Source organism: Modestobacter sp. SYSU DS0904, from assembly GCF_054051115.1.
In genome coordinates this window covers 60,306-85,991 of sequence record NZ_JBJHAQ010000011.1, presented here as the reverse complement: position 1 = coordinate 85,991, position 25,686 = coordinate 60,306, and the positions used below count along the sequence as shown (strand labels likewise).

23 protein-coding genes are annotated in these 25,686 nt (G+C 75.1%); 7 read left to right on the top strand and 16 right to left on the bottom strand.

All coding sequences use genetic code 11. The annotated features are described in order from the left end of the window. Positions 1 to 29: 29 nt before the first annotated feature. From ACI79U_RS09840 to ACI79U_RS09820, 5 genes are read right to left on the bottom strand one after another with little or no spacing between them, the layout of a single operon-like run. Complete coding sequence (locus ACI79U_RS09840) at positions 30 to 1,616, bottom strand: AtzH-like domain-containing protein (protein ID WP_457070458.1); 1,587 nt, start codon at positions 1,614 to 1,616, stop codon at positions 30 to 32. Between the two features lie 5 nt (positions 1,617 to 1,621). Continuing rightward, entirely contained in the window at positions 1,622 to 2,059 is a 438-nt protein-coding gene (locus ACI79U_RS09835) for a cupin domain-containing protein (RefSeq protein ID WP_457070456.1), read from the bottom strand. A gap of 13 nt (positions 2,060 to 2,072) precedes the next feature. Then, entirely contained in the window at positions 2,073 to 2,825 is a 753-nt protein-coding gene (locus tag ACI79U_RS09830) for a cysteine hydrolase family protein (protein ID WP_457070454.1), read from the bottom strand. Beyond that, positions 2,822 to 3,565: an SDR family NAD(P)-dependent oxidoreductase gene (locus ACI79U_RS09825; protein ID WP_457070452.1), complete on the bottom strand. Its 744-nt coding sequence runs from the start codon at positions 3,563 to 3,565 to the stop codon at positions 2,822 to 2,824. The genes ACI79U_RS09830 and ACI79U_RS09825 overlap by 4 nt, the downstream gene beginning before the upstream one ends. Further along, on the bottom strand, positions 3,562 to 4,338 hold the full coding sequence (locus ACI79U_RS09820) for a creatininase family protein (RefSeq protein WP_457070450.1): 777 nt from the start codon (positions 4,336 to 4,338) through the stop codon (positions 3,562 to 3,564). The genes ACI79U_RS09825 and ACI79U_RS09820 overlap by 4 nt, the downstream gene beginning before the upstream one ends. A gap of 92 nt (positions 4,339 to 4,430) precedes the next feature. Between ACI79U_RS09820 and ACI79U_RS09815 the strand changes: the two genes are divergently transcribed. After that, complete coding sequence (locus ACI79U_RS09815) at positions 4,431 to 5,747, top strand: amidohydrolase family protein (RefSeq protein WP_457070448.1); 1,317 nt, start codon at positions 4,431 to 4,433, stop codon at positions 5,745 to 5,747. A 24-nt stretch (positions 5,748 to 5,771) separates the two neighbouring features. On the opposite strand, the gene ACI79U_RS09810 is transcribed toward ACI79U_RS09815, so the two are convergent. The 3 genes from ACI79U_RS09810 to ACI79U_RS09800 all read right to left on the bottom strand — a co-directional run bounded on the left by ACI79U_RS09810 (position 5,772) and on the right by ACI79U_RS09800 (position 9,645). After that, the gene (locus ACI79U_RS09810) at positions 5,772 to 7,268 is read right to left on the bottom strand and encodes an amidase family protein (protein ID WP_457070446.1); all 1,497 of its coding nucleotides are present in this window, start codon (positions 7,266 to 7,268) and stop codon (positions 5,772 to 5,774) included. Positions 7,269 to 7,271: 3 nt separating this feature from the next. Then, positions 7,272 to 8,237, bottom strand: a complete 966-nt coding sequence (locus ACI79U_RS09805; protein WP_457070444.1) for an isopenicillin N synthase family dioxygenase — start codon at positions 8,235 to 8,237, stop codon at positions 7,272 to 7,274. A gap of 121 nt (positions 8,238 to 8,358) precedes the next feature. Continuing rightward, a complete protein-coding gene (locus tag ACI79U_RS09800; RefSeq protein ID WP_457070442.1) occupies positions 8,359 to 9,645 on the bottom strand; it encodes an FAD-binding oxidoreductase in 1,287 nt (428 codons plus the stop codon). Between the two features lie 156 nt (positions 9,646 to 9,801). On the opposite strand from ACI79U_RS09800, the gene ACI79U_RS09795 reads away from it, so the two are divergent. Both ACI79U_RS09795 and ACI79U_RS09790 read left to right on the top strand, forming a co-directional pair. Continuing rightward, positions 9,802 to 10,860 carry a Rieske 2Fe-2S domain-containing protein gene (locus tag ACI79U_RS09795; RefSeq protein ID WP_457070440.1) on the top strand — a complete coding sequence of 353 codons (1,059 nt, stop codon included), beginning with the start codon at positions 9,802 to 9,804 and terminating at the stop codon, positions 10,858 to 10,860. 74 nt (positions 10,861 to 10,934) lie between these two features. After that, entirely contained in the window at positions 10,935 to 12,314 is a 1,380-nt protein-coding gene (locus tag ACI79U_RS09790; protein ID WP_457070438.1) for an amidohydrolase family protein, read from the top strand. A 69-nt stretch (positions 12,315 to 12,383) separates the two neighbouring features. Here ACI79U_RS09790 and ACI79U_RS09785 read toward each other — a convergent pair whose 3' ends face one another. From ACI79U_RS09785 to ACI79U_RS09760, 6 genes are all read right to left on the bottom strand, one after another. Continuing rightward, a complete protein-coding gene (locus ACI79U_RS09785) occupies positions 12,384 to 13,553 on the bottom strand; it encodes an ABC transporter substrate-binding protein (RefSeq protein ID WP_457069075.1) in 1,170 nt (389 codons plus the stop codon). Between the two features lie 180 nt (positions 13,554 to 13,733). Beyond that, complete coding sequence (locus ACI79U_RS09780; RefSeq protein ID WP_457069077.1) at positions 13,734 to 14,651, bottom strand: ABC transporter permease; 918 nt, start codon at positions 14,649 to 14,651, stop codon at positions 13,734 to 13,736. Next, complete coding sequence (locus tag ACI79U_RS09775) at positions 14,648 to 15,421, bottom strand: ABC transporter ATP-binding protein (protein ID WP_457069079.1); 774 nt, start codon at positions 15,419 to 15,421, stop codon at positions 14,648 to 14,650. The genes ACI79U_RS09780 and ACI79U_RS09775 overlap by 4 nt, the downstream gene beginning before the upstream one ends. A gap of 118 nt (positions 15,422 to 15,539) precedes the next feature. Beyond that, positions 15,540 to 16,784 carry an amidohydrolase family protein gene (locus ACI79U_RS09770; RefSeq protein ID WP_457069081.1) on the bottom strand — a complete coding sequence of 415 codons (1,245 nt, stop codon included), beginning with the start codon at positions 16,782 to 16,784 and terminating at the stop codon, positions 15,540 to 15,542. Continuing rightward, complete coding sequence (locus ACI79U_RS09765) at positions 16,781 to 17,782, bottom strand: methylenetetrahydrofolate reductase (protein WP_457069083.1); 1,002 nt, start codon at positions 17,780 to 17,782, stop codon at positions 16,781 to 16,783. Before ACI79U_RS09765 ends, ACI79U_RS09770 begins: the two co-directional genes overlap by 4 nt. Positions 17,783 to 17,856: 74 nt before the next feature. Next, positions 17,857 to 18,822, bottom strand: coding sequence for a PDR/VanB family oxidoreductase (locus tag ACI79U_RS09760; protein WP_457069085.1), 966 nt, complete (start codon positions 18,820 to 18,822; stop codon positions 17,857 to 17,859). Between the two features lie 110 nt (positions 18,823 to 18,932). On the opposite strand from ACI79U_RS09760, the gene ACI79U_RS09755 reads away from it, so the two are divergent. The 4 genes from ACI79U_RS09755 (at position 18,933) to ACI79U_RS09740 (ending at position 23,363) form a co-directional block, all read left to right on the top strand. After that, positions 18,933 to 20,279 (top strand): FAD-binding oxidoreductase, encoded by a 1,347-nt coding sequence (locus ACI79U_RS09755; RefSeq protein WP_457069088.1) that lies wholly within the window; start codon positions 18,933 to 18,935, stop codon positions 20,277 to 20,279. Next, positions 20,276 to 20,899, top strand: a complete 624-nt coding sequence (locus ACI79U_RS09750) for a pyridoxine/pyridoxamine 5'-phosphate oxidase (protein ID WP_457069090.1) — start codon at positions 20,276 to 20,278, stop codon at positions 20,897 to 20,899. The genes ACI79U_RS09755 and ACI79U_RS09750 overlap by 4 nt, the downstream gene beginning before the upstream one ends. A gap of 92 nt (positions 20,900 to 20,991) precedes the next feature. Then, positions 20,992 to 21,720 (top strand): class I SAM-dependent methyltransferase, encoded by a 729-nt coding sequence (locus tag ACI79U_RS09745; protein ID WP_457069092.1) that lies wholly within the window; start codon positions 20,992 to 20,994, stop codon positions 21,718 to 21,720. Positions 21,721 to 21,794: 74 nt separating this feature from the next. After that, complete coding sequence (locus tag ACI79U_RS09740) at positions 21,795 to 23,363, top strand: MFS transporter (RefSeq protein ID WP_457069094.1); 1,569 nt, start codon at positions 21,795 to 21,797, stop codon at positions 23,361 to 23,363. 22 nt (positions 23,364 to 23,385) lie between these two features. On the opposite strand, the gene ACI79U_RS09735 is transcribed toward ACI79U_RS09740, so the two are convergent. Together ACI79U_RS09735 and ACI79U_RS09730 are read right to left on the bottom strand one after the other, a co-directional pair. Beyond that, a complete protein-coding gene (locus tag ACI79U_RS09735; RefSeq protein ID WP_457069096.1) occupies positions 23,386 to 24,084 on the bottom strand; it encodes a TetR/AcrR family transcriptional regulator in 699 nt (232 codons plus the stop codon). 64 nt (positions 24,085 to 24,148) lie between these two features. Next, positions 24,149 to 25,636, bottom strand: coding sequence for a sodium:solute symporter family transporter (locus ACI79U_RS09730; protein WP_457069098.1), 1,488 nt, complete (start codon positions 25,634 to 25,636; stop codon positions 24,149 to 24,151). Positions 25,637 to 25,686: the final 50 nt, after the last annotated feature.

Sequence of the window (25,686 nt, the reverse complement as noted above, 5' to 3'; positions counted from 1 at the left end):
ACCCGGCCGGTCCTCAGCCGGGCGGGGGGTCAGGACGGCGGGGTCAGCCGCCGGTCCCACCCGGCGAGCAGGCCGGTCAGCGCGGTGTCCGACCGCGCGGCACCGAGCACCGCGAGCCCGACCGGCAGCCCCTCGACCAGCGCTGCCGGTGCCACGGCCACCGGCAGCCCACCGACCCCCGCGAGGCAGGTGAGCCGCAGGGTCGCCGCGCGGTAGGTGGCCTTGCGCTCGGCCGTCGCCAGCACCGGGGGCGCCGGGGAGCTGGCCGCCGGCATGAGGACGGCGACCCCGGCGGGCAGCCGTCCGGCCAGCGCCGCCCGCCCCTCGGCCACCACCTCGCGGGCGGCGGCCAGCTGCCCTCCGGTCACCGCGGCACCGTCGGCGAAGCGCTGCGCGATGCCCGGTCCGAGCACCCCGGGGTGCGCGGTGATCCAGTCGCCGTGCGCGGTCCATGCCTCGGCCCCCTGCACGGCGCGGAAGGCGGTGAACCAGCGCTCCCGCTCCTCCGGCGTCGTCAGCTGCCCGGTCGACAGCGGGAGCCCGACCGTGGCCGCCAGCTCCGCCGCGGCACCGGCCAGCGCGCGGGCCACCGGCGGGTCGGCGAGGGCCAGGAGGTCCTCGGCGAGCACCAGCGCCCTGATCGGGCCCGCCGCGGGCAACAGCACCTCCGCGACCCGGTGCAGCAGCCCCGCCTCGCGGGTGAGCCAGCCGAGGGTGTCGAAGCTGGGCGCCAGCGGCAGGACCCCGTCGAGCGGGACGGCGCCGTGGGTGGGCCGCAGCCCGTGCAGGCCGCAGTAGGAGGCCGGCACCCGGATCGAGCCGGCGGTGTCGGTGCCCACCCCGACGTCGGCCAGGCCGCGGGCGACCGCACTGGCCGGCCCGTTGGTCGAGCCGCCGACGACCAGCCCGGCGCCCCAGGGGTTGACCGGGCTGCCGGAGTGCACGTTGGTGCCCGACAGGCTGTAGGCCAGCTCGTCCGTGCGGGCGATGCCGCGGATCGCCGCGCCGGCCGCCAGCAGCCGGGCGAGCACCGGGGCGTGGTCCGCTGCGGGCAGCGACTCGGCGAGCACCACCGGGTTGCCCGCGCCCACCGGGTGCCCAGCCACCGCGATCAGGTCCTTGACCGCCAGCCGCGCCCCGTCCAGCGGGCCGCTGCCGGTGGGCGGTACGAGGGGGGAGCCGGCCACCCGCCAGGTCGCCGGGTCGGTGCGGGCCGGCTCGGGGTCGGCGGTCGACGGTGGCGGGGTGGCGCTCACGTGCGCGACCCTGATCTGCCAGCCTGCCGGGCCCTTCTCCCACACCTGGGTCTGCAGGCCGCGGGTGCCGTCCGGCCGCAGCGTCTCGGCCAGCGCGGTCGCCACCCCCGGCGCGTGCACCCGCACGTGCAGGGCGGTGATCGTGCGGGCGGGGGCACCGCCGCGGCCCCGGCGGTAGTCGCTGATCGCCGCGTGCGAGACGAGCACGCCGGCTGCGTCCGCCCGCACGGTCGTCTCCCCCGGGGCGAACGACGCGTCGAGCTCGACCAGGTCGTCGGCGGCCAGCGCCGCCTCGTACCGGGCGACGGCGTCACGCACCTCCTGCTCGACGAGGGCGCTGGGCGGGACGGTCTGCACCACCGGCCTCACACCCCGACGAGGACGGTGTTCAGCACCGCGGCGTCGGCCTCGTCGAGGGTCGCCTCCGGACCGGTGAGGATCAGGTCGGCGAAGCCGCCGTCGTTCTCCATCACCGTGATCGTGTAGAGCCGCTCGGTCGCCGAGGAGTTGACGATGTGGTGCACCGAGGTGGCCGGCAGCACGATCACGTTGCCCGGCCCGAGGTCGGCGACGTGCTCGTCGCTGTGCGCCCGGGCCGTCCCCTTCAGGACGACGAAGGTCTCCGTGGACTCGGCGTGCGAGTTGTCCGGCTGGGAGCCGCCCGGCTCCCAGATCTCCAGGACGACGGTGGTGCTGGAGCCGTCCGCGGGGCCGGACAGCACGGCCAGCTTCACCGTGCGGTTGTCACCGATGTAGTGCGGGGTGATGTCGGCGAGGGACTTGACGACGGGCGCGGCGGCCATGGGGATCTCCTGGTCAGTCGGGGTCGGTCGGCAGGCCGGCGAGCAGCTCGGCCGAGGTGGTGGTGAAGCCGAAGCACTGGCGGACGTTGTAGACGGTCGCCTGGGTGCAGAACTCCGGTGAGGTGGTGGCGCACAGGTCCTCGACGAGGACGACGTCGTAGCCGAGGCAGGCGGCGTCGACGAGCGTGGCGAGCACGCACTGGTCGACGTTGACCCCGGCGAACAGCAGGGTGTCGACCCGCAGGTTCCGTAGCACCGAGTCCAACGGGGTGTCCCAGAAGCCGCTCATCCGGTACTTGGCCACGTGCAGGTCGCGCGGGTCGACGGTGAGCCCGTCCACGACCGCGGCCGACCAGGAACCGAGCTCGAGCACCCGCGAGCCGTTGGGCAGCGGGTCACCGATCCCGGTGCCGGCCCCGTCGGGGTCGTACACGTGCCGTACCCCGGGCGGCAGGTTGGCCAGGTCCGGCCGGTTGCCCCAGTTGAGCCACACCACCGGGACGTCGGCCGCCCGCAACCGGGGCAGCACCGCTTCCAGTGCGGCGGCCGGGGCGCCGGCGCCGGAGACGTCGACCCCGATCGAGGCGAGCCAGCCACCGGGCGCGCAGAAGTCGTTCTGCATGTCGACGACGACCACCGCGGTGCGGGCCAGGTCGAGGGTGAGGCGCTGCGGGAGGGCGGCGACCTGCACGGCGCGTTCGGGCAGCTCCGGGCGGCGCAGGTCCACGGCGTCCGGGGCGAGGCCCCAGCTGTTGCGTCCGGTCAATGCGTGATCATCCCGCCGGTCACGTTGATCGCCTCGCCGGTGAGGTAGTCGGAGTCCTCCCCGGCCAGGAACAGCGCGGCCCGGGCGACGTCGCGCGGCTCGGCCAGCCGGCCCAGCGGCGACCGCGCGGACCAGCTGCGCACGTCCTCCTCGGTGCGGGTGCCCACCCCCATCTCGGTCAGCACGTACCCGGGGCAGAGGCAGTTGACCGTGATGCCGAGCGGGCCGAACTCGGCGGCCGCGGCCCGGGTCAGCGCGATCACCGCGGCCTTGGACGCGGCGTAGTGCGCCTGTCCCCCTCCCCCGGCCTTGCCGCCCATGCTGGCCATGTTCACGATCTTGCGGACCGCCGTACCCGGGCCGCCGTTCATCGCCCGCACCGCGACCTGTGTGGTCACCAGCATCGCGCGGGTGTTGACCGCGAACACCTCGTCCCAGGCGGCCGGGTCGATGTCCAGCAGCGGCGCGAGCCGGAGGATGCCGGCGTTGTTGACCAGCACGTCGATCCCGCCCAGGTCGGCGATCGCCTTCTCCATCACCTCGCGGGTGCGGGTGACGTCGGCGAGGTCGACCGGGTACGCCCGGCCACCCACCTCGGCGGCGACCTGCCCGACGTCCTCGGCCAGCCGGTCCAGCAGCGCCAGCTGCGCCCCCTCGGCGGCGAAGGTGCGGGCGATCTCGGCGCCGATCCCCCGGGCGGCACCGGTGACGACCACCCGCCGTCCGGCGAGCCGGCTCATCGCGGGGTCGGGTCGAAGCGGGCGACCTCGGCGAAGGCCTCACCGAGGTAGCCGACCATCGCCTTGGTGCGTTCCTCACCGCGGGCGGCGGTCGCCTCGCGGGCGTCGCCGATCACCCCGCTGGGACCGAAGTCGTCCGACGACCAGCCGAAGGAGACCGAGCCACCGAAGCGGACGTGCTGGTAGGCGGCCAGGTGCTCGGGCACCCAGCGGTCGGCCTGGCTCATGTCGACCAGGTCGGGACGCAGGTGCAGCATCAGGGAGGTCTCCTCGAGCCCGCCGTGGATGCCCATGCCCAGCTCGTCGGCGGGGCTCTCGCCACCGTGGTCGGCCGGCAGCGCCGGGTGCATGGTGAAGGTGCGCAGGCCCGTCTCCAGCCGGATGTCCCTCGCGGCGACCTGCAGCAGTGCGGAGTTGCCGCCGTGCCCGTTGAGGAAGGCCAGCCGGCGGGCGGGGGTCATCGCGACGCAACGGGCGATGTCGGAGAGCACCGCGGTGAGCGTCGCGGCGGAGAGCCAGAAGGTGCCCGAGGACCAGGCGTGCTCGTTGGACTTCGTGTAGGCCAGCGGCGGCAGCAGCCACAGGTCCAGCTCGTCACCGAACTGCTCGACGGCCAGCTCGGCCAGGCTCTGCGCGGTGATCAGGTCGGTCGCCACCGGCAGGTGCGGGCCGTGCTGTTCGAGCGCCCCGGTGGGCAGCACGACCACGCTGTCGGGCCCGAGGGCCGCGGTGAGGGCGGGAGCGGACAGTTCGGTGAGCAGTCGGGCGGTCACCCGGCGGACGGTAGGTGCCGGTCGTTGCGCCGCGGTGACGGCTGCGTTCCAGGCGTCACCTGCCCGGAACACGGCTCTGCCAGGGTGCCGGCATGCTGAACGTGACGGGCGCCCTGGCCGTGTGGACCGGTACCGGTGACGAGCTGGTCGGGGCCGACGTCGGGTGCGGGGACGACAGCCGGATCGCCACCCTGGGTCCGCTGCCCGACGCCGGCCCGACCGACGTTCTGGACGCCTCGGGCTGCGTCGTCACACCCGGTCTGGTGAACGCGCACCACCACCTGCTGCAGACCGCCTTCCGCACGCTGCCCGGCACCCGCGGCGTCCCGATGGCGCAGTGGCTGCCGACGATGGCGGCCGCGTACGCCGCGATCGGCGTGGACGACGAGCTGGTCCACGCCGCGGCATCGGCCGGGCTGGCCGAGGCGCTGCTGTGCGGGGTGACCACGGTGGCCGACCACCACCTCACCTGGCCCGCCCTCTCCGACGGCGGGGTGGCGATCGCCTCGGCGGCCGCGACCGCGGCCCGCGAGCTCGGTGCGCGGGTGGTCTTCGTGCGCGGCAGCGCCCGGGACGACGCGGAGACCGCCGCCGCCTCGGCCGCTGCGATCGCCGGCGCCCTGGTGCCGTACGGCGGGGTGACCGACGACGGGGTGCTGCAGGTCGCCGTCGGCCCCGCCGGGGTGCACAGCGACTCCGCCGTCACCTTCCGGCTGATGGCCGAGGTTGCGGCAGCGCACGGGCTGCGCCGCCGCACCCAGGCCAACGAGCAGGTCGACGTGGTGATCGCGGACGAGCGCTACGGACGCCGCCCGCTCCAGCTGCTCGAGGAGTGGGGCTGGCTGGCGCCGGACGTGACCCTCGCCCACCTCTGCGGCGTCACCGACGCCGAAGTGGCCACTCTGGCGAACGCGGGGGTCACCGCCACCCACGCACCGGGCTGCGACCTGCCGATGGGCTGGGGAGTGGCACCCATGGCCGCGCTGGCCGACGCCGGGGTCCGCGTCGGGCTGGGCACCAGCGGCGGCGGGTCCAACGACGCCGGGCACCTGCTGGCCGACGCCCGGCTGGCGCTGCAGGTGGCCCCGCTGGCGGGTCGGCCGGTGAGTGCCCGCGAGGTGCTCGGCTGGGCCACCACCGGTTCCGCCGACGGGCTCGGCCGGGCGGACCTCGGCCGGCTCGCCGTCGGCGCGCGGGCGGACCTGGTCTGCTGGGACGTCTCCGGGGTCGCCGACGCCGGCGTCGCCGACCCGGTCGCCGGGCTGCTCTGGGCCGCCCCCGGCCGCCGGCCGCGGCACGTGGTGGTGGGCGGCCGGGTCGTCGTCCGCGACGGCGTACTGCAGACGGTGCCCGAGGCGGCCGTGGTCAGCCGGCTGCGCGACCTGCTGGGTGCCCGCCGGGCCGGGTGACCGACCGCCGGCGCCGCCCCCCGGTCACCACCCGGCCGGGGGCGCGAAGCGGATCGCCCCCGCCTCCTCCAGGAGGGCCGCGACCCGCAGCGGCGTGCGGTCGTCGAGGTACCGGCCGAGCAGCTGGGCCCCGATGGGCAGGCCGGAGCCGGCCCCCGGGCCCAGCGGGACGACGGTGGCCGGGCCCATGCCGATGCTGGAGAGCCGGCTCCACGCCCACACCGTGTCCGCGGCCGGCAGGATCCGCCCGTCCAGGTCCAGCGCCCGCTGCGCGGCCGGTACGTCGGAGAGCTCCGGCGCCGCGCACGGGGTGGCCGGGCACAGCACCACGTCCACCCGGTCGAAGACGGCGTCCCAGCCGGTCACCGCCGCCCACTGGGCCTCCCGGTCGGCGAGCGCGTCGCGCAGGGTCTGCACGTGCCGCCGTGCGGCGACCACCTCGGGCGCGTCGCCGGCCCGGTCGGCCAGCTCCCGGCTGGCCCGCCACGCGGCGTCGTCCAGCCCGTGCGCCACCTCCCCGGCCTGCAGCCGGGTGAACAGCTCCTGCGCCTCCGGACCGGCGACCGGGGCGTCGGTCAGCTCCTCGACCCGGCACCCCGCCCGGGCCAGCTGCTCGGCGAACCCGGTGAGAGCCGCCCGGGTCTCGCCGTCGATCGGGGCCGCGGGGTCGTCGAGCCAGACGGCCACCCGCACCTGGTCCAGCGCGTCGACCGAGGCCGGCGGCAGCTGCAGCCGCCACGCCCGGGACAGCGGGCCCTCCACCCCGACCAGGACGTCGAGGAACAGCTCGAGGTCGCGCGCCGAGCGCACCATCGGCCCGACCGCGGACACCGCGGGCTCCACCAGACCGCCCGCCGGCCACGGCATGTGCCCCAGCTTCGAGACGATGCCGTTGCTGGGCCGATGGCCGAACAGCCCGCACCAGGCGCTCGGGACCCGCAGCGACCCGGCGAGGTCGCTGCCGAAGTCGGCCACCGACAGCCCCGCCGCGACCGCGGCGCCGGCCCCACCGGAGGAACCCCCGGGGCTCCGGCCCGGGTCGTGCGGATTGCGGGTGGTACCCAGGTCCGCGTTCGACGCCTGGTGGTCGTCGAGGTACACCGGCACGTTGGTCTTGCCCAGCACCACCGCGCCCGCGCTGCGGACCCGGCGCACCAGCGGTGCGTCGACGGTGGCCTGCCGGGCGTCGGACAACCGCCCGTGGGAGGTGCGCAGCCCGGCCGCGTCGAAGCTGTCCTTGACCGTCACCGGCAGGCCGGCGAGGGGCGGGAGCTCCGCACCGCGAGCCCGGCGGCGGTCGACCTCCTCCGCCGCCCGGCGGGCGGCCGGCAGGTCCTCGTCCACCACCGCCCCGAGGGCCCGGCCCGGGCCCGTCAGCAGCCGGACGTGCTCGTGGAGCAGCTCCCGGGCCGAGACCGCCCCGGCCGCCAGCTCGGCCAGCAGGCCGGTCCCGTCCCAGCCGGCGAGCGACCGGGGCGGCGCGGCCCGGCCGCCCCCGGGTGCCTGTCCGCGGTACCGCACCGGTCAGACGGCCGCGGGCTCGGCGTACTTCTCGGCCTGCACGAAGCGGGCCATGAACTGCTGCTGCCAGTCGTAGACGCTGATCGGCGTGAACCGCGGCCCCTCGGCGCCGACCGTGCTGGGCAGCGGCTCGACCACGGTGTCAAGGTCGGGCAGGTGGAAGACGGCGATCGACCGGCGGCTGTGCTGCGTGGTCGGGCCGGCGACGACGCGGTGGATCGTCGCCGGGTAGACGCCGTTGGTCCACTGGCTCATCAGCTGCCCGATGTTGATGACGAAGGCGTCCTCGATCATCGGCACCGTGGTCCAGCTGCCGTCGGGGCGCCGCACCTCCAGCCCGTCGTAGTCGCCGGACTGGTGCAGCACGGTGAGCCCACCGGAGTCCGGGTGCGGGCGCAGGATCGTCGCCTCGTGCTCGACGTCGACCGGCTGCGGCGGGTACCAGTTCACCGCGGTCAGCGTCGGTGAGTGCGCGAAGGCGGCGTCGAAGTGGTCCGCCGGCATGCCGAGCGCCCGGGCGACGAGCCCCATCAGCAGGTCGCAGACCCGGCGGGCCTCGTCGAGGTAGCTGCGCCAGGTCTCCCGGAAGACCGGCAGCCCGGCCGGCCACACGTTCGGGGTGAAGAAGTCCGGGTGCCCGGCCACCGCACCGTCGGCGACGGCCTCGGCCAGGTCGTCGTAACGGAGGAACTTGAAGGTCCGGCCGATCACCCGGCCGGCGTCGTCGACCCGCTCGTTGAGCCCGCGCTCGGTCACCGACGGGCGGAGCAGCGCGCGCCGCTCGGCGGGCCGCAGCGAGTCGAGCAGGTCCATGGAGTCGTGCGCGGCCGTCACCAGGTCGGGCGAGACGCCGTGCCCGACGACCTGGAGGAAGCCGACCTCGCTCATCGCGGTGTGCAGCCGGGCGACCAGGTCGGTGGTGTCGCCGCCGGTGCGTGCCGGGGTCAGGTCGATCACGGGGATGGTCATGTGGTGCCCTCTCCAGACCCGTCGACAGTGTGGCCGAACGGGGAGGTCTGCGACCCTGCCCGCGGCAGGGCGCAGGTGTCCACCGGGTGCGACCAGACGTAACGCAGACGTACCGCACCGGTCACGCGGGGACGACGGCCGGCAGCTTCCCGGGGTTGAGCAGGCCGGCCGGGTCGAAGCGGGCGGCGGCCGCGCGGACGTCGCCCAGCGGTTCGGCGAGCTCCCAGGTGTGCGGGTCGCTGACGTGCACGCCGATGCCCCGCAACGCGTCCATCGCCGCGTACAGCTCCGCCGTGCCCGTGTACGGGGTGAGCAGCAGTCCGACGAACTCCGGCCCGGCCGCGCCGCCCAGGCCGTCCAGGTGCACCAGCGCCCCCGGAAGCAGGGCCCGCACCTCGGCGGCCCGCTCGACCAGCGTCGGCCCGCCGACCTGCAGGTGCGCCAGCCCCGGCCGGGTCTTCTGCACCCGGTGGGTGGCGTGGTTGAACGACAGCGAGGTGAGCAGCGCCGGCCCGGTCGGCCGCACGTCCTCGACCGTTCCCCCGGCCGCTCGCACCAGCTGCCGGGCGGCGGTCAGCACGCCGGTGTCGACGATCACCCGCAGGCTGGACCGACCCGGCGGGATCCCCGGGTCGGCCGGCAGTGCGGCGACGATGCCGGGTTCGTCGACCGAGACCAGCCGCGGCTGCGGGGCCAGCGACGACATCAGCGCCCGCCCGGCGTCCACCGCGTCGCGTTCGGTGCCGAAGGAGGCGAACAGCGCCGTCCAGTCCCGCCGCGGGCGCAGCCGCACGGTGGCCGTGGCGATCACCCCGGTGGTGCCGTAGGCGTGCAGCAGGGGCGCGGTCTCGATCCCCTCCAGGTGCACGAGCTCCTCGGCCCCGGTGCAGGGGACGACGTCCAGGGCCGTCACGAATCCGCTCCACAGCCAGCCGTTCTCGATCGAGCCGGTGCCGCCGGCACCGCCGGCGAGGAACCCGGCCAGCGTGCTGCCGACGGTGGAGGGGAACATCGCCAGCTCCTGGCCGGTGCGCCGGGCGGCGGCCTCGAGGGTGACGAACGGGGTCCCTGCCTCGGCGGTGATCCACCCCGCCCCCACGTCGAGCACCCGCCGAGCGCGGGTCAGGTCGACCACCAACCCGTCATGCAGCGGGATCGCCTGCCCGTAGTTGCCGGTGCCCTTGCCGCGCGCCGTCACCGGTACGCCCGCCCGGAACGCCAGGGCCACCGTGCGCGCCAGCTGGTTCGCGTCGGCCGGGAAGGCGACGACGTCCGCCAGCCCGGCGGGGAGCCGCGCCGCCAGTACCGGCGACATGTGCGCCCAGTCGGTCGAGGCGGTCCGGCGCACCCCCGGGTCGACCGAGACCGCGTCGTCGCCGAGCGCCTGCTGCAGTTGCGTCACGAGCACCCGGCCACCCTGGCGTGCTCGCGTGACGCCTGGATGAGCAGCGCGAGACGACTCGTCACGGCGGCGTAATCGCGAGGACACCGCGGCCCGGCAGCCTCACCGGCGTCCGAGGCCGCGCGGACGGCGCGAGCGGCCCGGGGGCAGGAAGGCGCGAGCATGACCCTCACCGAGTCAGAGCGGACCACCACCCGCGAGACGACCCACCACGGCCCCGACCACCTGGTGATCTCCGAGCACCCGGTGTTCCGCCGGTTCTGGTATGCCGCGTGCTTCAGCGACGTGGTCACCGACGGCCCCGTCCAGCGCACCGTGCTCGGGCAGGAGCTGGTGATCTGGCGGCCGGTGCCCGGCGGGCCGGTCAGCGTCGCCTGGAACCGTTGCGCCCACCGCGACGCCCCGCTGTCGATGGGCTGGGTGAAGGACTGCCACCTGGTCTGCCCGTACCACGGCTGGGAGTGGGACGCCCAGGGCCTGACCCAGCGCATCCCGCAGTTCCCGACCGCGCCGCACCCGACCAAGAGCGGGCTGACGATGGTCCGGGCGCAGGAGCGCTACGGCATGGTCTGGGTCTGCCTGGCCGGCGACGACGAGGGCGGCCCGCTCGCCGACGTCCCGGACGTCCCGCAGTACGGCGCCCCCGGCTGGCGGATCGTGCCGGAGAAGCAGTGGGACTTCGACTGCACCGCGATGCACCTGGTGGAGAACAACGTCGACCCCGGGCACGTGGCGTTCGTGCACCGCAACACCTTCGGCAACCCGGACGACGCCGAGCTGACCGAGGCACAGCTCGAGCGCACCTCCTACGGCCTGGAGACCCGGAGCGAGGTGCCGGTGGCGGCCCGGCCCGGTGAGACCGGCTCGACCGTGCGCTCGACGGTCAGCCAGGTGCACCTGCCGTTCTTCATGAACCTGCACATCACCTACCCCGACGGCCTGGGCCACGTGATGATCAAGGCGATCACCCCGGTGGACGACGAACGCTGCACGATCATCCAGACGGTGCTGCGCACCGACACCGAGGCCGAGCGGCCGGCGGCCGACCTCATCGCCTTCGACGACGTCGTCGAACAGGAGGACGCCGACCTGCTCAACCGGCTGCCCACGCCGTTCCCGCTGGCACCGCGGCTGAACGCGCACGCCAAGGCCGACCGGAACAGTCTGCTGCTGCGCCGGATGTACACCGAGCTGGTCACCGGCCGGTGGCTGCCCGGCTGAGGCGCCGGCCGGGAGGACGGAAGCGGTGACCTGACCGTCACGAGGAGGCAACGTCGTCCCGGCATCGTCCGGCCGTGACCCGACTCCTGGTACGCAACGCCGTCCTGCTCACCCTGGACCCCGACCGTCCCGACCCGTTCCTCGGCTGGTTCGCCGTCGGGGACGACGGCCGGCTCACCGCCGTCGAGCCCGGCGAGCCCCCCGCCGCGGTGCTCGCCGGGCTCGACAACGCCCACGTGCTCGACGCCCGCGGGGCGCTCGTGGGACCCGGCTTCGTCTCCTCGCACAGCCACCTGTTCACCTCCGCCTCGCGCGGGCTGGGCATGGACCAGTCGCTGTACGGCTGGATCGAGGCGATGACCCGGTACACCACCGCCGGCACCGCCGAGGACATCTACTGGACCACCCGGCACGGGGCCCAGGACTTCCTCCGCAACGGCATCACCACCGCCTTCGACTTCACCGACTCCGGGCTGACCTTCGACCGGGAGTCCGACGGGGTGGCCCGGTACGCCGCCCAGGTACCGGACCCGGAGTTCCAGCACGCCCAGTTGCGGGCAAAGGTCGACGCCGGCCTGCGGCACGTGCACAGCGTCATGCTCGCCCAGGGCGACGTCGACCGGGATGCCGCGCTGGCCCAGCTCGACGAGGTCGTGGAGCTGGCCGCCGGCGCCGATCCCGACCTGCACCTGCGGCTGGCGATCAGCGGCACGGTGCAGTGGGCGCCGTCACGGGACGCCGCCGAGCTGGAGGTCGCGGCGATGCGCCGGCACGGATTGCTCAACCAGCCGCACTTCCTGGAGACACCGCACGAGGTGGCGCTGCAGCAGTCGAAGTTCGCCTGGTACGCCGACGCCGGGGCGCTCGGCCCGGACCTGGTGTTCGGCCACTTCATCCAGACCACCGACGAGATCCTGCAGGCCGCCGCGGCCGCCGGGTGCGGGATGAGCTGGCAGCCGATGAGCAACGGCCGGCTGGCGTCGGGCGTCGCGCAGATCCCGCGGATCCGAGAGCTCGGCATGCGGGTGGGCATCGGGCTGGACGACCAGTCCTGCACCGACGTGAGCGACCCGTGGGGCAACATGCGGACCGCGCTGGCGCTGCTCCGCGCCACCCACCACGACCCGGCCGCGCTCCCGGTCCGGGACGTGCTGGAGCTGCACACCCGGGGTTCGGCCGAGGTGCTGGGCATCGACGACCACGTCGGCACGCTGCGAGTCGGCCGGTACGCCGACTTCCTGGTCGTCGACCCCCGCGACCCGGACACCGGCCCGGTGTGGGACGTCTACGGCACCTACGTGCTGGCCTGTTCGCTGCGGAACCTGCAGTCGGTCTGGGTGGGCGGCCGGCAGGTCGCCGACGGCGCCACGCTCTGCGACCCGCAGGCGGCCGAGGTCGTCGACCAGGTGCACGAGCGGATGGCCCGGCTGCGGGCCGAGGTCGACGGCGCCTGAACGACAGCCGGTCCCCGGGGCGGGGCCCGCCGCGCGGTCGCGCGCGGGGGGGGGCCCGGGGGTCCCTCATCACTCGACGCCGATGGCCTCGTCGATGTACTCGTTCGTGACCAGGTCGTCGGGCGTGATGCCCTCGATCGGCGGGGTGCCCTGCTCGGTGAAGATCGGCGTGGTCTGCTCGATCAGTGTCTGCACGCGCTCGGTGTCGAAGTTGCCGTGCGTGTCGTCGTCCCCGTTGCCGACCAGGCCCAGCTCGGCCTGCTGCTGCACCGAGAAGTCGGCGACGCCCTGGGAGTACACCCAGCCGGTGTCGTACTCCTCGACCAGCTCCAGGATGATCTCGTTGACCCGGGACGGGTCCTCGAGGTAGTCGACGTCGGCCTGCTGCATGAGCGGCACCAGCTCGGTCAGGCAGCCGGACAGGTTCTCCAGGTCGTCGGACCGCGCCGAGATCGAGGACTGGTAGGGCTGGAAGCCGGCGTCGTAGACCAGCTCGTACTCCACCGGCTTGCCCCAGGCGTCGACCTCGTTCTCGTAGATGTAGGGCTCGGCCGAGGCGAAGCCCTGCTGCGCGGACTCCCCGGCGTCGGCGACGAACCCGGCCGGGGTTCCGTCGTAGGAGCCGTCGACCTGGTCGGGGCTCAGGATCCCGGCACCGGTGAGGTAGGCCATGTAGGCGGAGCCCTCGAAGTAGCGGACCGTGGCGTCGGTCCGGCCGAGGTCGGCGATGCCCGTGACGTCCGGGTAGGTCTCCGGGTCCCACATGATCATCGTGGGCGAGATCTCCAGCGGGGCGAGCACGGCCGTGGTCGGCTGCGTCGCGGACAGCTGGATCGCCTCGTCCGTGGCGATGTACCCGAGGGTGATGTCGTCGTCGGAGTACATCTGGGCGGTCACCGTCTGGAAGCCGATCGCCGGCCCCCCGGCCCGGATCTCCAGCTTCACCCCGGTGCTGTCGCCCGCGGCGTCGATGAGCGTGCCGCTCACGGTCTTGGAGCCGGCGTCCACGACGTAGTCGTCACCGAGGGACTCGTAGAGCCCCCCGTGCTCGGACTCGGGGTTCCAGTCGGTCTGGACGACGACGGTGTCCGGGCAGCCGGCCGCGGCCAGGTCGGTGCTGCCGACCTCCCCGGAGGGTGCGGCGGCGGCAGCGTCGTCGTCGCCCCCGCCGCAGGCGGCGAGGGTCAGGGCCAGCAGGGCGGCCGTGGCGGCACCGGACGTGGGACGGGTGATGCGCACTCGTGCTCCTAGGGGCGAGGGAGGGCGGCGCCTCAGGATCGGGGCGCCGGCACCGGGGCCGGCGACGGTGCGCGGCTCCGGGTGGGGCGGGCGGTGCGGACGGCTCCGGTGAGCGAGCCGGGCATGGGCAGCAGCGGCTCCCGGCTCGCCGAGGCCGAGCCGGGTGCTGCTGGGGAACGGCTAGGCGGCGTCGCGGCTCTGGTCGTACCAGCGGCCGACGGCGAGCTTGGACAGCCAGCCGAAGAGGGTGAAGACGGCGAAGCCGAGCGCCGCGGCGACGATGATCGTCAGGAACAGCTCGGGCCCCTGCAACCGGGCGCGGAAGTTGTCCAGCAGGATCCCCAGCCCGGGGTCGCCCTGCTTGAAGAACAGGTCGCCCACGATCGCGCCGACCACCGACAGCCCGGCGGAGATCCGGAAGCCGGCGAAGATGGCCGGCATGGCGGCCGGCAGCTGCAGCTTGACCAGCCGGGTGACCCGGCCGGCGCCGTGCAGGCTGAACAGCTCGTGCATGCCGCGGTCGACAGACTGCAGCCCGAACAGCGTGTTCGACACCACCGGGAAGAGCGCGATCATCACGCAGACGATCACCCGGGACGGGAACCCGTAGCCGAACCAGAAGCCGATCAGCGGCACCAGGGCGAGGATCGGGATGCACTGCAGCGCGACGGCGTAGGGGAAGAGCGAGCGCTCGATCGGCCGGGCCTGGCTCATCGCGATCGCCCAGGCCATGCCGATCGCGATGGCGATGGCCAGCCCCACGAAGGTGACGGTGATCGTCCGGCCCAGGGCCTCGCCCAGCCGCTGCATCGTCGGCCCGTCGAACAGCGCGTCGGTGATGATGACGTGCGGCGCCGGCATGAGGAAGCGCCGGGACGGGTCGAGCACCAGGTAGGTGATCGCGTACCAGGCGCCCAGCAGCACCAGGAACACCCCGGCGGGCAGCAGGGCGTCGGTGAACCGCCTGCGGCCGCGCGTGGGGTGCACCGCCGGTGGGGTGCTGACCGGATCGGGGGTCACCGCGGTCGGCGGGATCTGCGCGGTGGTGGGCACGCCGGTCTCCTCGGTGCCGGTGGGGCGGTGCGCCACGGCGGTCACGAGTGACCTGCCCGGAGCGCGTGCGAGACCTCGCCGGCGAGCTTGGCGAACTCCGGGGTGAACCGCAGGTCCGGCGTCCGGTCGGCACCGAAGGGGACGTCGAAGGTGTCCACGATGCGGCCCGGCCGGCCGCTCATCACCATCACCCGGGTCGACATGTAGACCGCCTCGCTCACCGAGTGGGTGATGAACAGCGCGCCGAAGCCCTTGGCGTGGAAGAGCCGGATGAGCTCGTCGTTGAGGCGCTCGCGGGTGATCTCGTCCAGCGCGCCGAACGGCTCGTCGAAGAGGAACAGGTCCGGGTCGAGGGTGAGCGACCGGGCCAGCGAGGCACGCATCTTCATGCCGCCGGACAGCGCCCGGGGCAGCTTCTTCTCGTGGCCGGTCAGCCCGACGAGGTCGATGGCGTCCCGGGAGGCCTGGTTGGTGGCGGTCTTGCTCATCCCGTGCAGCTCGGCGAGCAGCTGCACGTTTTTCAGCACCGAGCGCCAGGGCAGCAGCGTGGCGTCCTGGAACACGTAGCCGATCCGGGCCGCCTCGATCTCGACGCCGCCCCCGGTGGCCGGCGACAGGCCGGAGGCGATGCGCAGCAGCGTGCTCTTGCCGCAGCCGGAGGGGCCGACGACGGTGACGAACTCGCCGCGCCGGATGTCGAGGTCGACGCCCTCGAGCGCGACGGTGCCGTCGGGGAAGGCCTTGGCGACGTCGCGGAAGTGCAGCACCCGCTCGCGGGTGGCCACGGCGGGAACGGTGGGCGCGGGTGCGCTCATCGGCAGCTCCCTGGGTCTGGGACCGGTGGTGGGACCGGCCCTTGGTGCGGACGGCACCCACCCTCGGTGTCGTCTGTTTCGGTCGCGTGTGCCGTCGGTGAACGGCGCGCGCCGTCCATCACGAGTTGGCCACACCCGCCACGGCGGGGTCCTCGATCTCGCGCAGCACCCGGGTGGCGGCGACGACCCGGCCGCGGGAGACGACGATCCGGGCGGTGCCCGCACCGGCCACCGCGGCGTCCAAGCTCTCCGCCTCGATGGCCACGAACTCGGCCACCGACCCCACGGCGACCGACGGCACCGGCAGGCCCATGCACGCCCGCGCACCGGCGCTGACCGCCGTCCACGCCTCCCGGGGGGACAGGTGACCGGAGGTGACCAGCAGCGACGCCGCCTCGCAGGCGTCGGCCCGGCCCATCGGGTTGAACGGGTCGCGCAGGTTGTCCCCGCCCGCGCCGAGGGTCGCGCCGGCGTCGAGCAGGGTGCGGACGGCGGTGAGCCCGCGCGGCCGGGCCACGTCGACGTCCCGGCCCTGCAGGTAGAGGTTGGTCTGCGGGAGAGCGACGACGCCGACCCCGGCCCGCGCCACCTCGGCCGCGGTCGCCCGGGCGATGTCCAGCGGGTGCACCCCGAGGCTCACGCAGTGGCTGGCCGTCGCCCCAGCGTCGAAGCCGGTGGTGAGCACCCGCCGGGCCAGCGCGCGCAGCCCCTGGGCGGTGGGGTCGAGCGTCTCGTCGGTGTGCAGGTCCAGCGGCAGGCCGTGCCGGACGGCGGCGTCGAAGGACAGCTGGAGCCCGGCGTCGCGGTCGGGCCACATGTGCGGTGCCCCGCCGACGAGGTCCACCCCGAGGCCGATCGCCTCCCCCAGCAGCCGGGCGTTGTCGGCCGCCTCCGCCGCCGTCCAGGGCGCCGACGCGAGCGCGACCACCTGGATGTCGACCAGCCCGGCCAGCGCGTCGCGCACCTCCAGCAGCGCCTGCACGTGCCGGGTGCCGGAGTGGACGCCGACGTCGGCGTGGGTGCGGATCGCGGTGGTGCCGTTCGCCAGGTACTCCCGTGCCGCCCTGGTGGACCGCTCGACCAGGTCGGCGTGGGTGAAGCCGGCGGCGATCTCCCGGATCGCGGTGACCGCGCCGGCCAGGTCGCCGGTGCGGTTGGGTGCACGGTGGCTGGTGAGCGCCTTGTCCAGGTGGGCGTGCGGTTCGGCGGGCGCGGGCAGGAGCAGGTGCCCGGTGAGGTCCCGGACGTCGTCGTCCGGGACGACCGGCAGCGCGGGGGCGACGGCGACCACCTCGGCGCCGTCGATGCGGACGTCCACCCGTCGGCCGTCCAGGTCGGTGACGGACTGCAGCAGCAGGCTCATGAGAGGGCCCTCCCGATCGTGGCCAGCGCACCGGCCGTGGTGATCTCGCGCCCCGGCGGGGACACGGCGGACAGGTCGATGCCGCGCACGCCCGGGATGCGCAGGAACGCCTCGGCGAGGGCGACCGCGAGGGCGATCCCGGCCCGGGCGGGGTTGCGGGCGGACTCGATCGCGGCGAGGTACCCGGGCGGCAGCACCAGCCCCGGGAAGCGGCGGAGCTCGGCGGCCGAGGCCGCGTCCAGGGCGACCGCGACGCAGACCACGAACGGGACGTCGGCCCCGGCGTCGACCGCGGCGGCGACGAAGTCGGCCACCGCCTCCGGCCCGCCGCAGTGGTTGAGCAGGCACACCTGCGCGCCGGCCCGCACCTTCTCCGCCAGCCGCGCCGGACGCTGGTGCACCGGCGGCCCGGCCGGCGCCTCGGCCACCGACACCAGCAGCCCGGCGCCGGTGGCGCGCGCGGCCAGCTCGGTGGAGTCCAGGTCGAACACCGGCCGGGCGTCCGGGCGGTCGCCGAGTGCGGTGTGGTCACCGGTGACGCAGTGCACCGCCGCCGCACCGGCGTCCGCCAGGGCCGCCAGCTCGCCCTCCAGGGCCACCCGGTTCCGGTCCCGGCAGTTGAGCCCCGCCCAGGCCCGCACGCCCCGGGCCTGCACCAGCGAGACCCGGTGGGACGGCGGGAACTGCACGCGCGCCCCACCCGAGTCACCCAGCAGCACCGCGTCGACCGTGCCGGCCAGCGTGTCGACGCTGTGCTCCAGCGACTCCCGGGACAGCGGCGCGGCGGGCAGGTCGGCGACCACGACCGGCCGTTGCCGCATCAGCGCCAGCAGCGGCGGCTCGGGTGCCGGTGGCCGCGGGACGTCCCCACCGGCCCAGCGGACCGTCGGGGAGTCGAGGAAGGCACATCGACCGGGGGCGACCTCGCACCCACCGTCGGCGCCGACCCCGCCGCACGGGCCGTGCGTCATCGTCTTGGGGCAGGCCGGCGCGGTCACTCGCGCAGGCTGACGCCGTCCTGTTCCCGTCCCGTTTCGCCGACGTGACGGGCACCGCCACCCGTCCGCGGTCGTCAGAGGTCGAGCACGAGCCGCGGGCCGGCCGCCCGGGAGACGCAGACCATCATCACGGTGTCGTCGCACCTCTCGGCCGGGGTGAGGACGGAGTCGCGGTGCTCGACCGGGCCCTCGAGGACCGGGGTCTCGCAGGTGCCGCAGGTGCCCACCCGGCAGGAGGAGAGGACGACGGCGCCGGCCGCGGTGACCGCGTCGAGCACCGACTCCCCCGGCTCGACGGTCACCGTCTCCCCGGTGAGGGCGAGCTCGACCTCGAAGGGGCCGGGCCACACCGGCTCACCGAACTCCTTGGCCTCGAACCGCTCCACGTGCAGCGCCGACGGCGGCCAGGTGGCCAGCAGCTCCTCGACCGCGTCGACCAGCCCGGCGGGGCCGCAGACGTAGACCGCGGTGTCGTCCCGGGGCTCGCCCAGCAGCGCGGCGAGGTCCAGCCGGGCGCCCTCGTCGGCGGCGTGCACCCGCACCCGGTCGGGGTGCGCGGCGGCCAGCTCGGCGGCGAAGGCCATGGTGGTCCGGGACCGGCCGGCGTGGTCGAGCGTCCAGTCGGCCCCGGCCGCCGCGGCGGCGGCCACCATGGCCCGCAGCGGGGTGATGCCGATCCCCCCGGCGACGAACCGGTACCTGGTGCCGGGGGTGACCGTGAACTCGAAGTGGTTGCGCGGCCCGCGCACCCGCAGCCGCTGCCCGACCGCCACCTCGTCGTGCAGCGCGGCCGACCCGCCGCGCCCGGCCGGCTCGCGGAGCACGGCCACCCGCCAGCGGGACCGGTCGGCGGCGTCGCCGCACAGCGAGTACTGCCGTTCCAGTCCCGGGCGCAGCACGACGTCGACGTGCGACCCCGGGGTCCAGGCGGGCAGGTCGCGACCGTTGTGCGCCACTAGGTCCAGGGCCACGACCCCCTCGGCCAGCTCGGTGCGCGCGGCGACGACCAGGTCCCGTTCGACGTCGGAGAAGAAGCTCACCGGCCGGATGATGCCCTGCCCGCACGCCCCCGCCGGGACCGCCCCGGCCTGGTCACACGCCCGTAACCGCAGGTCACACGGACGGAACCGACGGCGGCTACCAAGGAGCGGTGACCGCGCACCTCGCTCCCCCGCCCCCCACCTCCACCGTCGCCGCCCTGGAGGCCGAGCTCGTCGAGCTGCTCGGCGCCCGCAACGTGAGCAGCGAGCTGCGCACCCGGGAACGGGCGTCGGTCGACGGCGCCCGGATGAGCCCGATCATCAGCGAGCTGCTGCCGCTGGGGCTTGCCGACCTGGTGGCCCTGCCGACCACCGCCGAGCAGATCGGACTGGCGGTCGCCGCCGCCGTGCGGCACGGGGTGCCGATCACCCCGCGCGGCAAGGGCACCGGCAACTACGGCCAGGGCATCCCGATGGCCGGCGGGCTGGTGCTGGACACGTCCCGCGCACGGGCCGTCGTCGAGGTCGGTGACGGGTTCATCACCGCCGAGGCCGGGACGCCGATGGCGACGCTGGAGCGCGCCGCGCACGCCACCGGTCAGCAGCTGTGGATGTACCCGTCGACCGCCCAGTCCTCCATCGGTGGCTTCCTGGCCGGTGGGTCGGGTGGCACGGGGAGCATCGTGCACGGCACCAACGACGCCGGCTTCGTCGCCGCCCTGGACGTCGTGGACGGCACCGGGTCGCCGGAGCTGGTGCACGTCGAGGGCTCCGAGGCGCAGCGGTTCGTGCACAACTACGGGACCGCCGGGATCATCGCCCGGGCGACGGTGCGGTTGGAGCCGCTGCAGGACTGGCGCGGCGTGTACGCCAGCTTCCCCGACTTCCGCCGCGCCCAGGCGGTGCTGCGCGAGCTCGCCGCCCTGGAGCCGACACCGCGACTGGTCTCGGCCGACACCCCGGAGATGACCGCGACCCTGCCGCCGGACCCGGCCCTGCCCGCCGGCCGGGCCAGCGTCCGGGTGATCGCCGACGCGCGCACGGTGGCCCGGGCGTCGGCGGTCGTCGAGGCCGGCGGCGGCCGGGTGGAGGACGTTCGCGAGGGCGCCCAGACGGCGCTGACCCTGAGCATGCTCAGCTACAACCACCCCATCGAGTGGCTGCAGAAGAGCGCGCCGGGCGTGTACTTCCACGTCGAGGTCTCCGGTGCCGCGCTGATCGACCGGGTCGACGAGGTGCACGCCGTCTACGAAGGCGGGCTGCTGCACCAGGAGATCGGGCACAGCGGGCCGATCGGCATGCTCGCCGGGGTGTACCGCAGCCCCGAGCAGGTGCGGGCGGGCATCGCGGCGCTCAACGTGATCGGCGTCGGCGTGCACGACCCGCACCAGTGGAACGTCGACTTCGAGCTGCACCGCACCGTGGAGACCGCGCGCAGCACCGACCCGCACGGGCTGCTCAACCCGGGCAAGCTCAACCCCGACTACGCCGGCCCCACCAAGGGCGCCATCCGGTGAGCAGCCGAACCATCGCGCCGGGGCTGCACGCCTTCGACCTGCACGCCGACGGCCAGCCGCCGGCCGACCCGTGGACCCTCGCGCGACAGTGGCTGCCCGGCGACGACGACCCCGACCGGCCGCGGGTCACGCTCGCCACCGTCGGGGAGGACGGCTGCCCCGACGCGCGGACCGTGCTGCTGTCCGCCTTCGACGAGTCCGGCTTCGCCTTCCACACCGCCGCCGGCAGTCGCAAGGTCGCCCAGCTCGCCGCCCGGCCGCAGGCGGCCCTGGTGGTGCTCTGGCCGGACTTCGGCCGTCAGCTGGTGGTCCGCGGCGACGTGGTGCCCGACGCGCCCGCGTCGTCGGTGGCGGCCTGGCGGGCCCGGTCGGCGTACCTGCGGCAGCTGGCCTGGCTGAACACCGACGAGCTGGCCGGGCTGCCGCTCGAGGAGCGGCGGGCCCGCTGGGCGGCCTCCGCCGCCCGGCCGGCGGACTCCTCGCCGGCGGACTCCTGGACGGGGTACCGGCTGCAGCCGCGGGAGCTCACCTTCTGGGCCGCGCACCCGGAGACCGCCAGCCGGCGGCTGCAGTACGTACGCACCGACGACGGCTGGCGCTCGGCCCACCGCGCCGGCTGACGGCCGACCGGTTTTCCACTCGGCAAGTAACTTTGCACGTCCTCCTCCCCGGGCGTCATCGTCCAGGCACCACAGACGGGGAGGAGCCGGACGTGACCGATCAGGAGAGTGCCGCGGGAGACGTGCGGGGCGGCGCCGCGGACCAGCGGGAGACACCGCCCGGCCGGCCGACGACGCACGGGTTCGACAAGACGCACGGGTTCGACAGGGACTACTGGGAGGACCACTGGCAGCAGCGCCCGGGTGGGCCCGGTGCGACGGCCGGCCCGCCGCCCAACCCGTACCTGGCCCGGGAGCTCGGTGACCTGCGGCCGGGCACGGCGCTGGACGCCGGGTGCGGCGCGGGCGCCGAGGCACTGCGGCTCGCCGAGCACGGCTGGCAGGTGACCGCGGTCGACATCTCGGCCGAGGCGCTGGCCCGCGCCACCGCCCGCGCGGCGGGGAGCGCAGCCGCCGGGCACGTGCGGTGGGTGGAGGCCGACCTCGGCGGCTGGACGCCGGACGGGCGGTTCGACCTGGTCACGACGCACTACGCCCACCCGGCGATGCCGCAGCTGGACTTCTACGACCGCCTCGCCGGGTGGGTGGCCCCCGGCGGCACCCTGCTGATCGTCGGGCACCTGCACGGCTCCGGCGTCCACGCGCAGGGGGACCAGCCGCCCGCCGAGGCGTCGGTCACCGCCGCTGCCGTCACCGCCCGGCTGGACGACGCCGGGTGGGCGGTCGTCACCGCCGAGGAGCGGCGCCGCACGCTGACCGCCCCCGGCGGCCGCGAGGTCACCCTCCACGACGTCGTCGTGCGCGCCACCCGGCGCAGCTGACCCGTTCCCCCACCGACCCAGCGCCCGGGCACCCGCTCCGGCGCCTATGCCCCCTGCCCTGCCGAGAGGACCGCATGAGCACCGACCTGCCTGCCCGGGCGGCCGCGGACACGACCGTCCACGACCCCCGTCAGCGCCGCGCGATCCTGGTCGCGGCCTGCATCGCCCTGATGGCCGTCATCGCCTCGGTCTCCGGGCTGAACGTCGCCCAGCCCGAGCTCGCCGTCCAGTTCGGCGCCACCCAGAGCACGGTCCTGTGGATGATCAACACCTACACGATCACCTTGGCCGCACTGCTCCTCCCGCTGGGCGCGGTCGGCGACCGGTGGGGCCGCCGGCCGGTGCTGCTCGCCGGCCTGGCCGTCTTCGGCGTCGCGAGCGCCGCCGCCGGCCTCGCGCCCACGACCGGGGTGCTGCTCGCGGCCCGGTTCCTCAGCGGCGTGGGCGCGGCGATGATCATGCCCGTCACGCTCGCCGTCATCACCTCGACCTTCCCCGCCGGCGAGCGGGCCAAGGGCATCGGCGTCTGGACCGCCGTCGCCGGCGGTGGCGGCATCCTCGGGATGCACCTGTCGGCGGTGCTGGTCGACGTGGCCAGCTGGCGGTGGCTGTTCGTCCTGCCGATCGCGCTGGTCCTCGGCGCCGTCGTGCTGTCGCTGCGGTCGGTGCCCGACTCGCACGAGCCCGCCGAGCACCGGTTCGACCTGGTCGGTTCGCTGACCTCGGTGGTCGCCGTGCTCGGGCTGGTCTTCCTGCTGCACGAGGGGCCGGTGGCGGGGTGGACGGCACCGGTCACCCTGCTGAGCCTGGTCGCCGGGCTCGCCGGCGCGGCCGTGTTCGTCGCGTGGGAGCTGCGCCAGCGGGCGCCGCTGCTGGACGTGCGGCTGTTCGGCGAGCGCGGGCTGGCCAGCGGCTCGGTGACGCTGCTGACCGTGTTCGGCGTCCAGGCGGGGATCTTCGTGGTGCTCTTCCCCTTCTTCCAGGCCGTACTCGGCTGGTCGGCGCTCCGCTCGACCGTGGCGCTGCTGCCGATGGCGCTGTTGATGATGGCTGCCTCCGCGCTCGCCCCGCGGGTCGCCGTCCGCGTCGGGAGCCGCGCCACGATGGCCGCCGGGATCCTGCTCGGGGCGGCGGGGCTGGCGTCGATGGCCGCCTTCGTCTCCGTCGACGGTGGCTACCGCTCGGTGCTGGCCGGGCTGCTGACCATGGGCCTGGGCATGGGCCTGTCGATGACCCCGTCCACCGAGGCCATCACCGCCGCACTGCCCCGCGAACGGCAGGGCGTCGCATCCGCCCTCAACGACGTCACCCGCGAGCTCGGCACCGCGCTGGGCGTCGCGCTGCTGGGTGCGGTGCTGTCCGCCGGATACCGCAGCGCCGTCGACGACCGGCTCGACGGGGTCGCCGGTGTGCCCGCGGGAGCTGCCGACACCGCCCGCGCGGGCGTGGCGAACGCGCTCGCGGCCGCCGAGGGGGCCGGTCCGCAGGCGGGAGCGCTGGCCCGCGCCGCGCAGGAGGCGTTCGTGGCGGGCTGGCAGCAGGCCGTGTGGGCCGGTTCCGCCGTCCTGGCCGTCCTGTTCGTCGTCGTGCTGGGGCGCGGCCCGCGGTCCACCGCGGCCGCCGGGGTGGCGACGGCTCCGTGACGGCTCGGGAACCGGCGGGGAGTCAGCCGGACGGCTGGTCGCCGGTCGTGCCGAGCCCGGCCAGCACCGCGGCGGACGCCGCCCGCACCGCCGTCCAGTCGCCGCGCCAGCCGAGCAGGTGCAGACCGAGGTCGGCGATGCGCAGCGGCTGGTCGGGCCGGCCCAGGCCGTCGGCGCGCAGGTTGGGCAGGGTCTCGGCCAGCCGGAAGACGACGTCGTCGTCGGGCTCGGGCGCCAGCACCCCCTCCCCGGGCGGCGGGAGCTCGGCCAGCACCGCCCGGGTCAGCTCCCGGTACCGCAGTCGCAGCTGGTCGCGCTGCCGGTGGAAGTGCTCGAAGCGGGCGGTCCGCACCTCGGGCAGCAGGTAGAGGATGCCCAGGTTCCAGGGGCTGTCCCACAGCTGCCGGGAGTCGAACCAGGTCAGCGCGTGCAGCCGGACGTCGGCCCGCAGCGGCAGCTCGGCCAGCCGCGCGCCCGCCGCGAGCGAGTCGCTGACGGTGCCGGTGAGCAGCGCCTCGAGGATGTCGTCCTTGGTCGCGAAGTGGTGGTACATCGACGCCTGCCGGATCCCGACCGCCTCGGCGACCTGCCGGGTGGAGGTGGCCGTGTAGCCGCGGGTGGTGAACAGCTCCCCCGCGGCGTCGAGGACCTCGTCGCGGGCGGTGGCTCCCGGGCGTCGCCGTCCGGTGAGCCGGGGCCGCCCGGCGGCGGCAGTGCGCACGGGAACGATCATGCCAGCCAGGGCCGTCGCCCCGTCGGAAGCGTGCACTGCCGCCACCGCGGGCCTACCGGGCGCCCGCGAGGTCGGTGACCAGCGGGGCCGGCAGCGGCGCTGCGGCCTCCTCGGTCTCCTGGTGGCGGGAGACCGCGGCCACCGCGACGTAGGCGACCAGGGCGGCGACCGCCGCCCCGATGGTCGACCAGCCGTCCGCGGCGGCGGTGACCACGTCGTTCGGGACGTACAGCAGCGTGTTCTCGACCCCGTAGATGGTCGGGGTGAGCAGGAAGAACACCAGCCGGACGGCGACGCCGGCCACGATCGCGGCCACCGCGGCCGCTGCTCCACCGCGCCGCCAGAACAGCCCGAGGATGAACGGCACCACCAGGCTGGCGAGCAGCAGGTCGAAGGCGAGGGTCAGCAGGATGCCGGTCTGCGGGACGCGCAACGCCACCAGCGCGGCGACCGCCGCCATCGGCAGGGTGGCCAGCCGGGTGGCCCGCATGATCCGCGGGGTCATCACCGGCGCGTCCGCGTCCACCCGGAACACGTTGCGGACCAGGACCGAGGCGGTGCTCAGCAGGACGCCGCTGACGGTGGTGACGGTGGCGGCGAGCAGCCCGGAGATCACGATGACCGCCAGCCAGGACGGGGCGTAGTCGCCGAGCAGCGTGTAGAGGATCGGCCCGTCGGCGGCCGCGTCGCCGACCACGGCGACCGCGGCGATGGCGACGAAGGACAGCGGCAGGCAGAACAGCAGGATCCCGGTCGCGGCCGAGAAGCACGCCCGCTGGGCGCTGCGCGGGCTGCGCGAGGAGAAGATGCGCTGCATCAGGTCGATGGCCACCAGGTTCCCCAGCCCGAGCGCGATGATCGTCGCCCAGTTGATGACCGCACCCGAGTCGGCCGAGGTCAGCTGCTCCAGGTCCCCGGCTCCCAGGCCCTCCGGGGCGCTGAACCCGTACGTCGTCCCCATCCAGATGGTCAGCGCGATCACGCCCACGATGTTGATCGCGACCTGCGCGACCCCGGTGTAGACGCTGGCGAACATGCCGCCGGTGATCGTGTAGAGCAGCGCCAGCGGGATGGTGATGAAGATGCCGACGGTGTAGCTGACCCCGAGGAACCGCTCCAGCAGGAACCCGAGGGCCACCAGGTTGCCGGCCAGCAGGATCGCGAAGCTGCCGACGGTGAGGCCGGAGGCGGCCAGCTCGACACCCGGGCCGAACCGCCGGCGGAAGAACTCCGGCAGCGTGACCACGTTCGCCGCGTGCATCCGCCGGGCGAAGAAAAGCCCCATCAGCACCAGGCACAGCGCCAGGCCGATGGGCAGGGCGGCACCGGCCCAGAAGCCGAACGCGGCGGCCAGGTCGGCGTTGCCGATGGTGGCGTTGGAGTCGACCGCCTGGGAGACGAGGACGGCGCCCACCAGGCCGGCCGACAGCCGCCGCCCCGCCACCAGGTAGTTGGTCGAGTCACCGCGGACTCTCCGGGCGGACACCAGTCCGCAGGCCGTGAGCGCGAGCATGCACAAGCCGACGCCGGCAACGATCATGAGGGACTCCAGGGAGGCAGGGAGGGGTGGCGGTGCGGAGGCCTGGCACC

Coding starts and splice junctions, on each gene's coding strand:
- ACI79U_RS09835 (WP_457070456.1), bottom strand. CDS start 2,059: ATGGCCGCCGCGCCCGTCGTCAAGTCCCTCGCCGACATCACCCCGCAC.
- ACI79U_RS09825 (WP_457070452.1), bottom strand. CDS start 3,565: ATGAGCCGGCTCGCCGGACGGCGGGTGGTCGTCACCGGTGCCGCCCGG.
- ACI79U_RS09815 (WP_457070448.1), top strand. CDS start 4,431: ATGCTGAACGTGACGGGCGCCCTGGCCGTGTGGACCGGTACCGGTGAC.
- ACI79U_RS09805 (WP_457070444.1), bottom strand. CDS start 8,237: ATGACCATCCCCGTGATCGACCTGACCCCGGCACGCACCGGCGGCGAC.
- ACI79U_RS09795 (WP_457070440.1), top strand. CDS start 9,802: ATGACCCTCACCGAGTCAGAGCGGACCACCACCCGCGAGACGACCCAC.
- ACI79U_RS09775 (WP_457069079.1), bottom strand. CDS start 15,421: ATGAGCGCACCCGCGCCCACCGTTCCCGCCGTGGCCACCCGCGAGCGG.
- ACI79U_RS09770 (WP_457069081.1), bottom strand. CDS start 16,784: ATGAGCCTGCTGCTGCAGTCCGTCACCGACCTGGACGGCCGACGGGTG.
- ACI79U_RS09740 (WP_457069094.1), top strand. CDS start 21,795: ATGAGCACCGACCTGCCTGCCCGGGCGGCCGCGGACACGACCGTCCAC.
- ACI79U_RS09730 (WP_457069098.1), bottom strand. CDS start 25,636: ATGATCGTTGCCGGCGTCGGCTTGTGCATGCTCGCGCTCACGGCCTGC.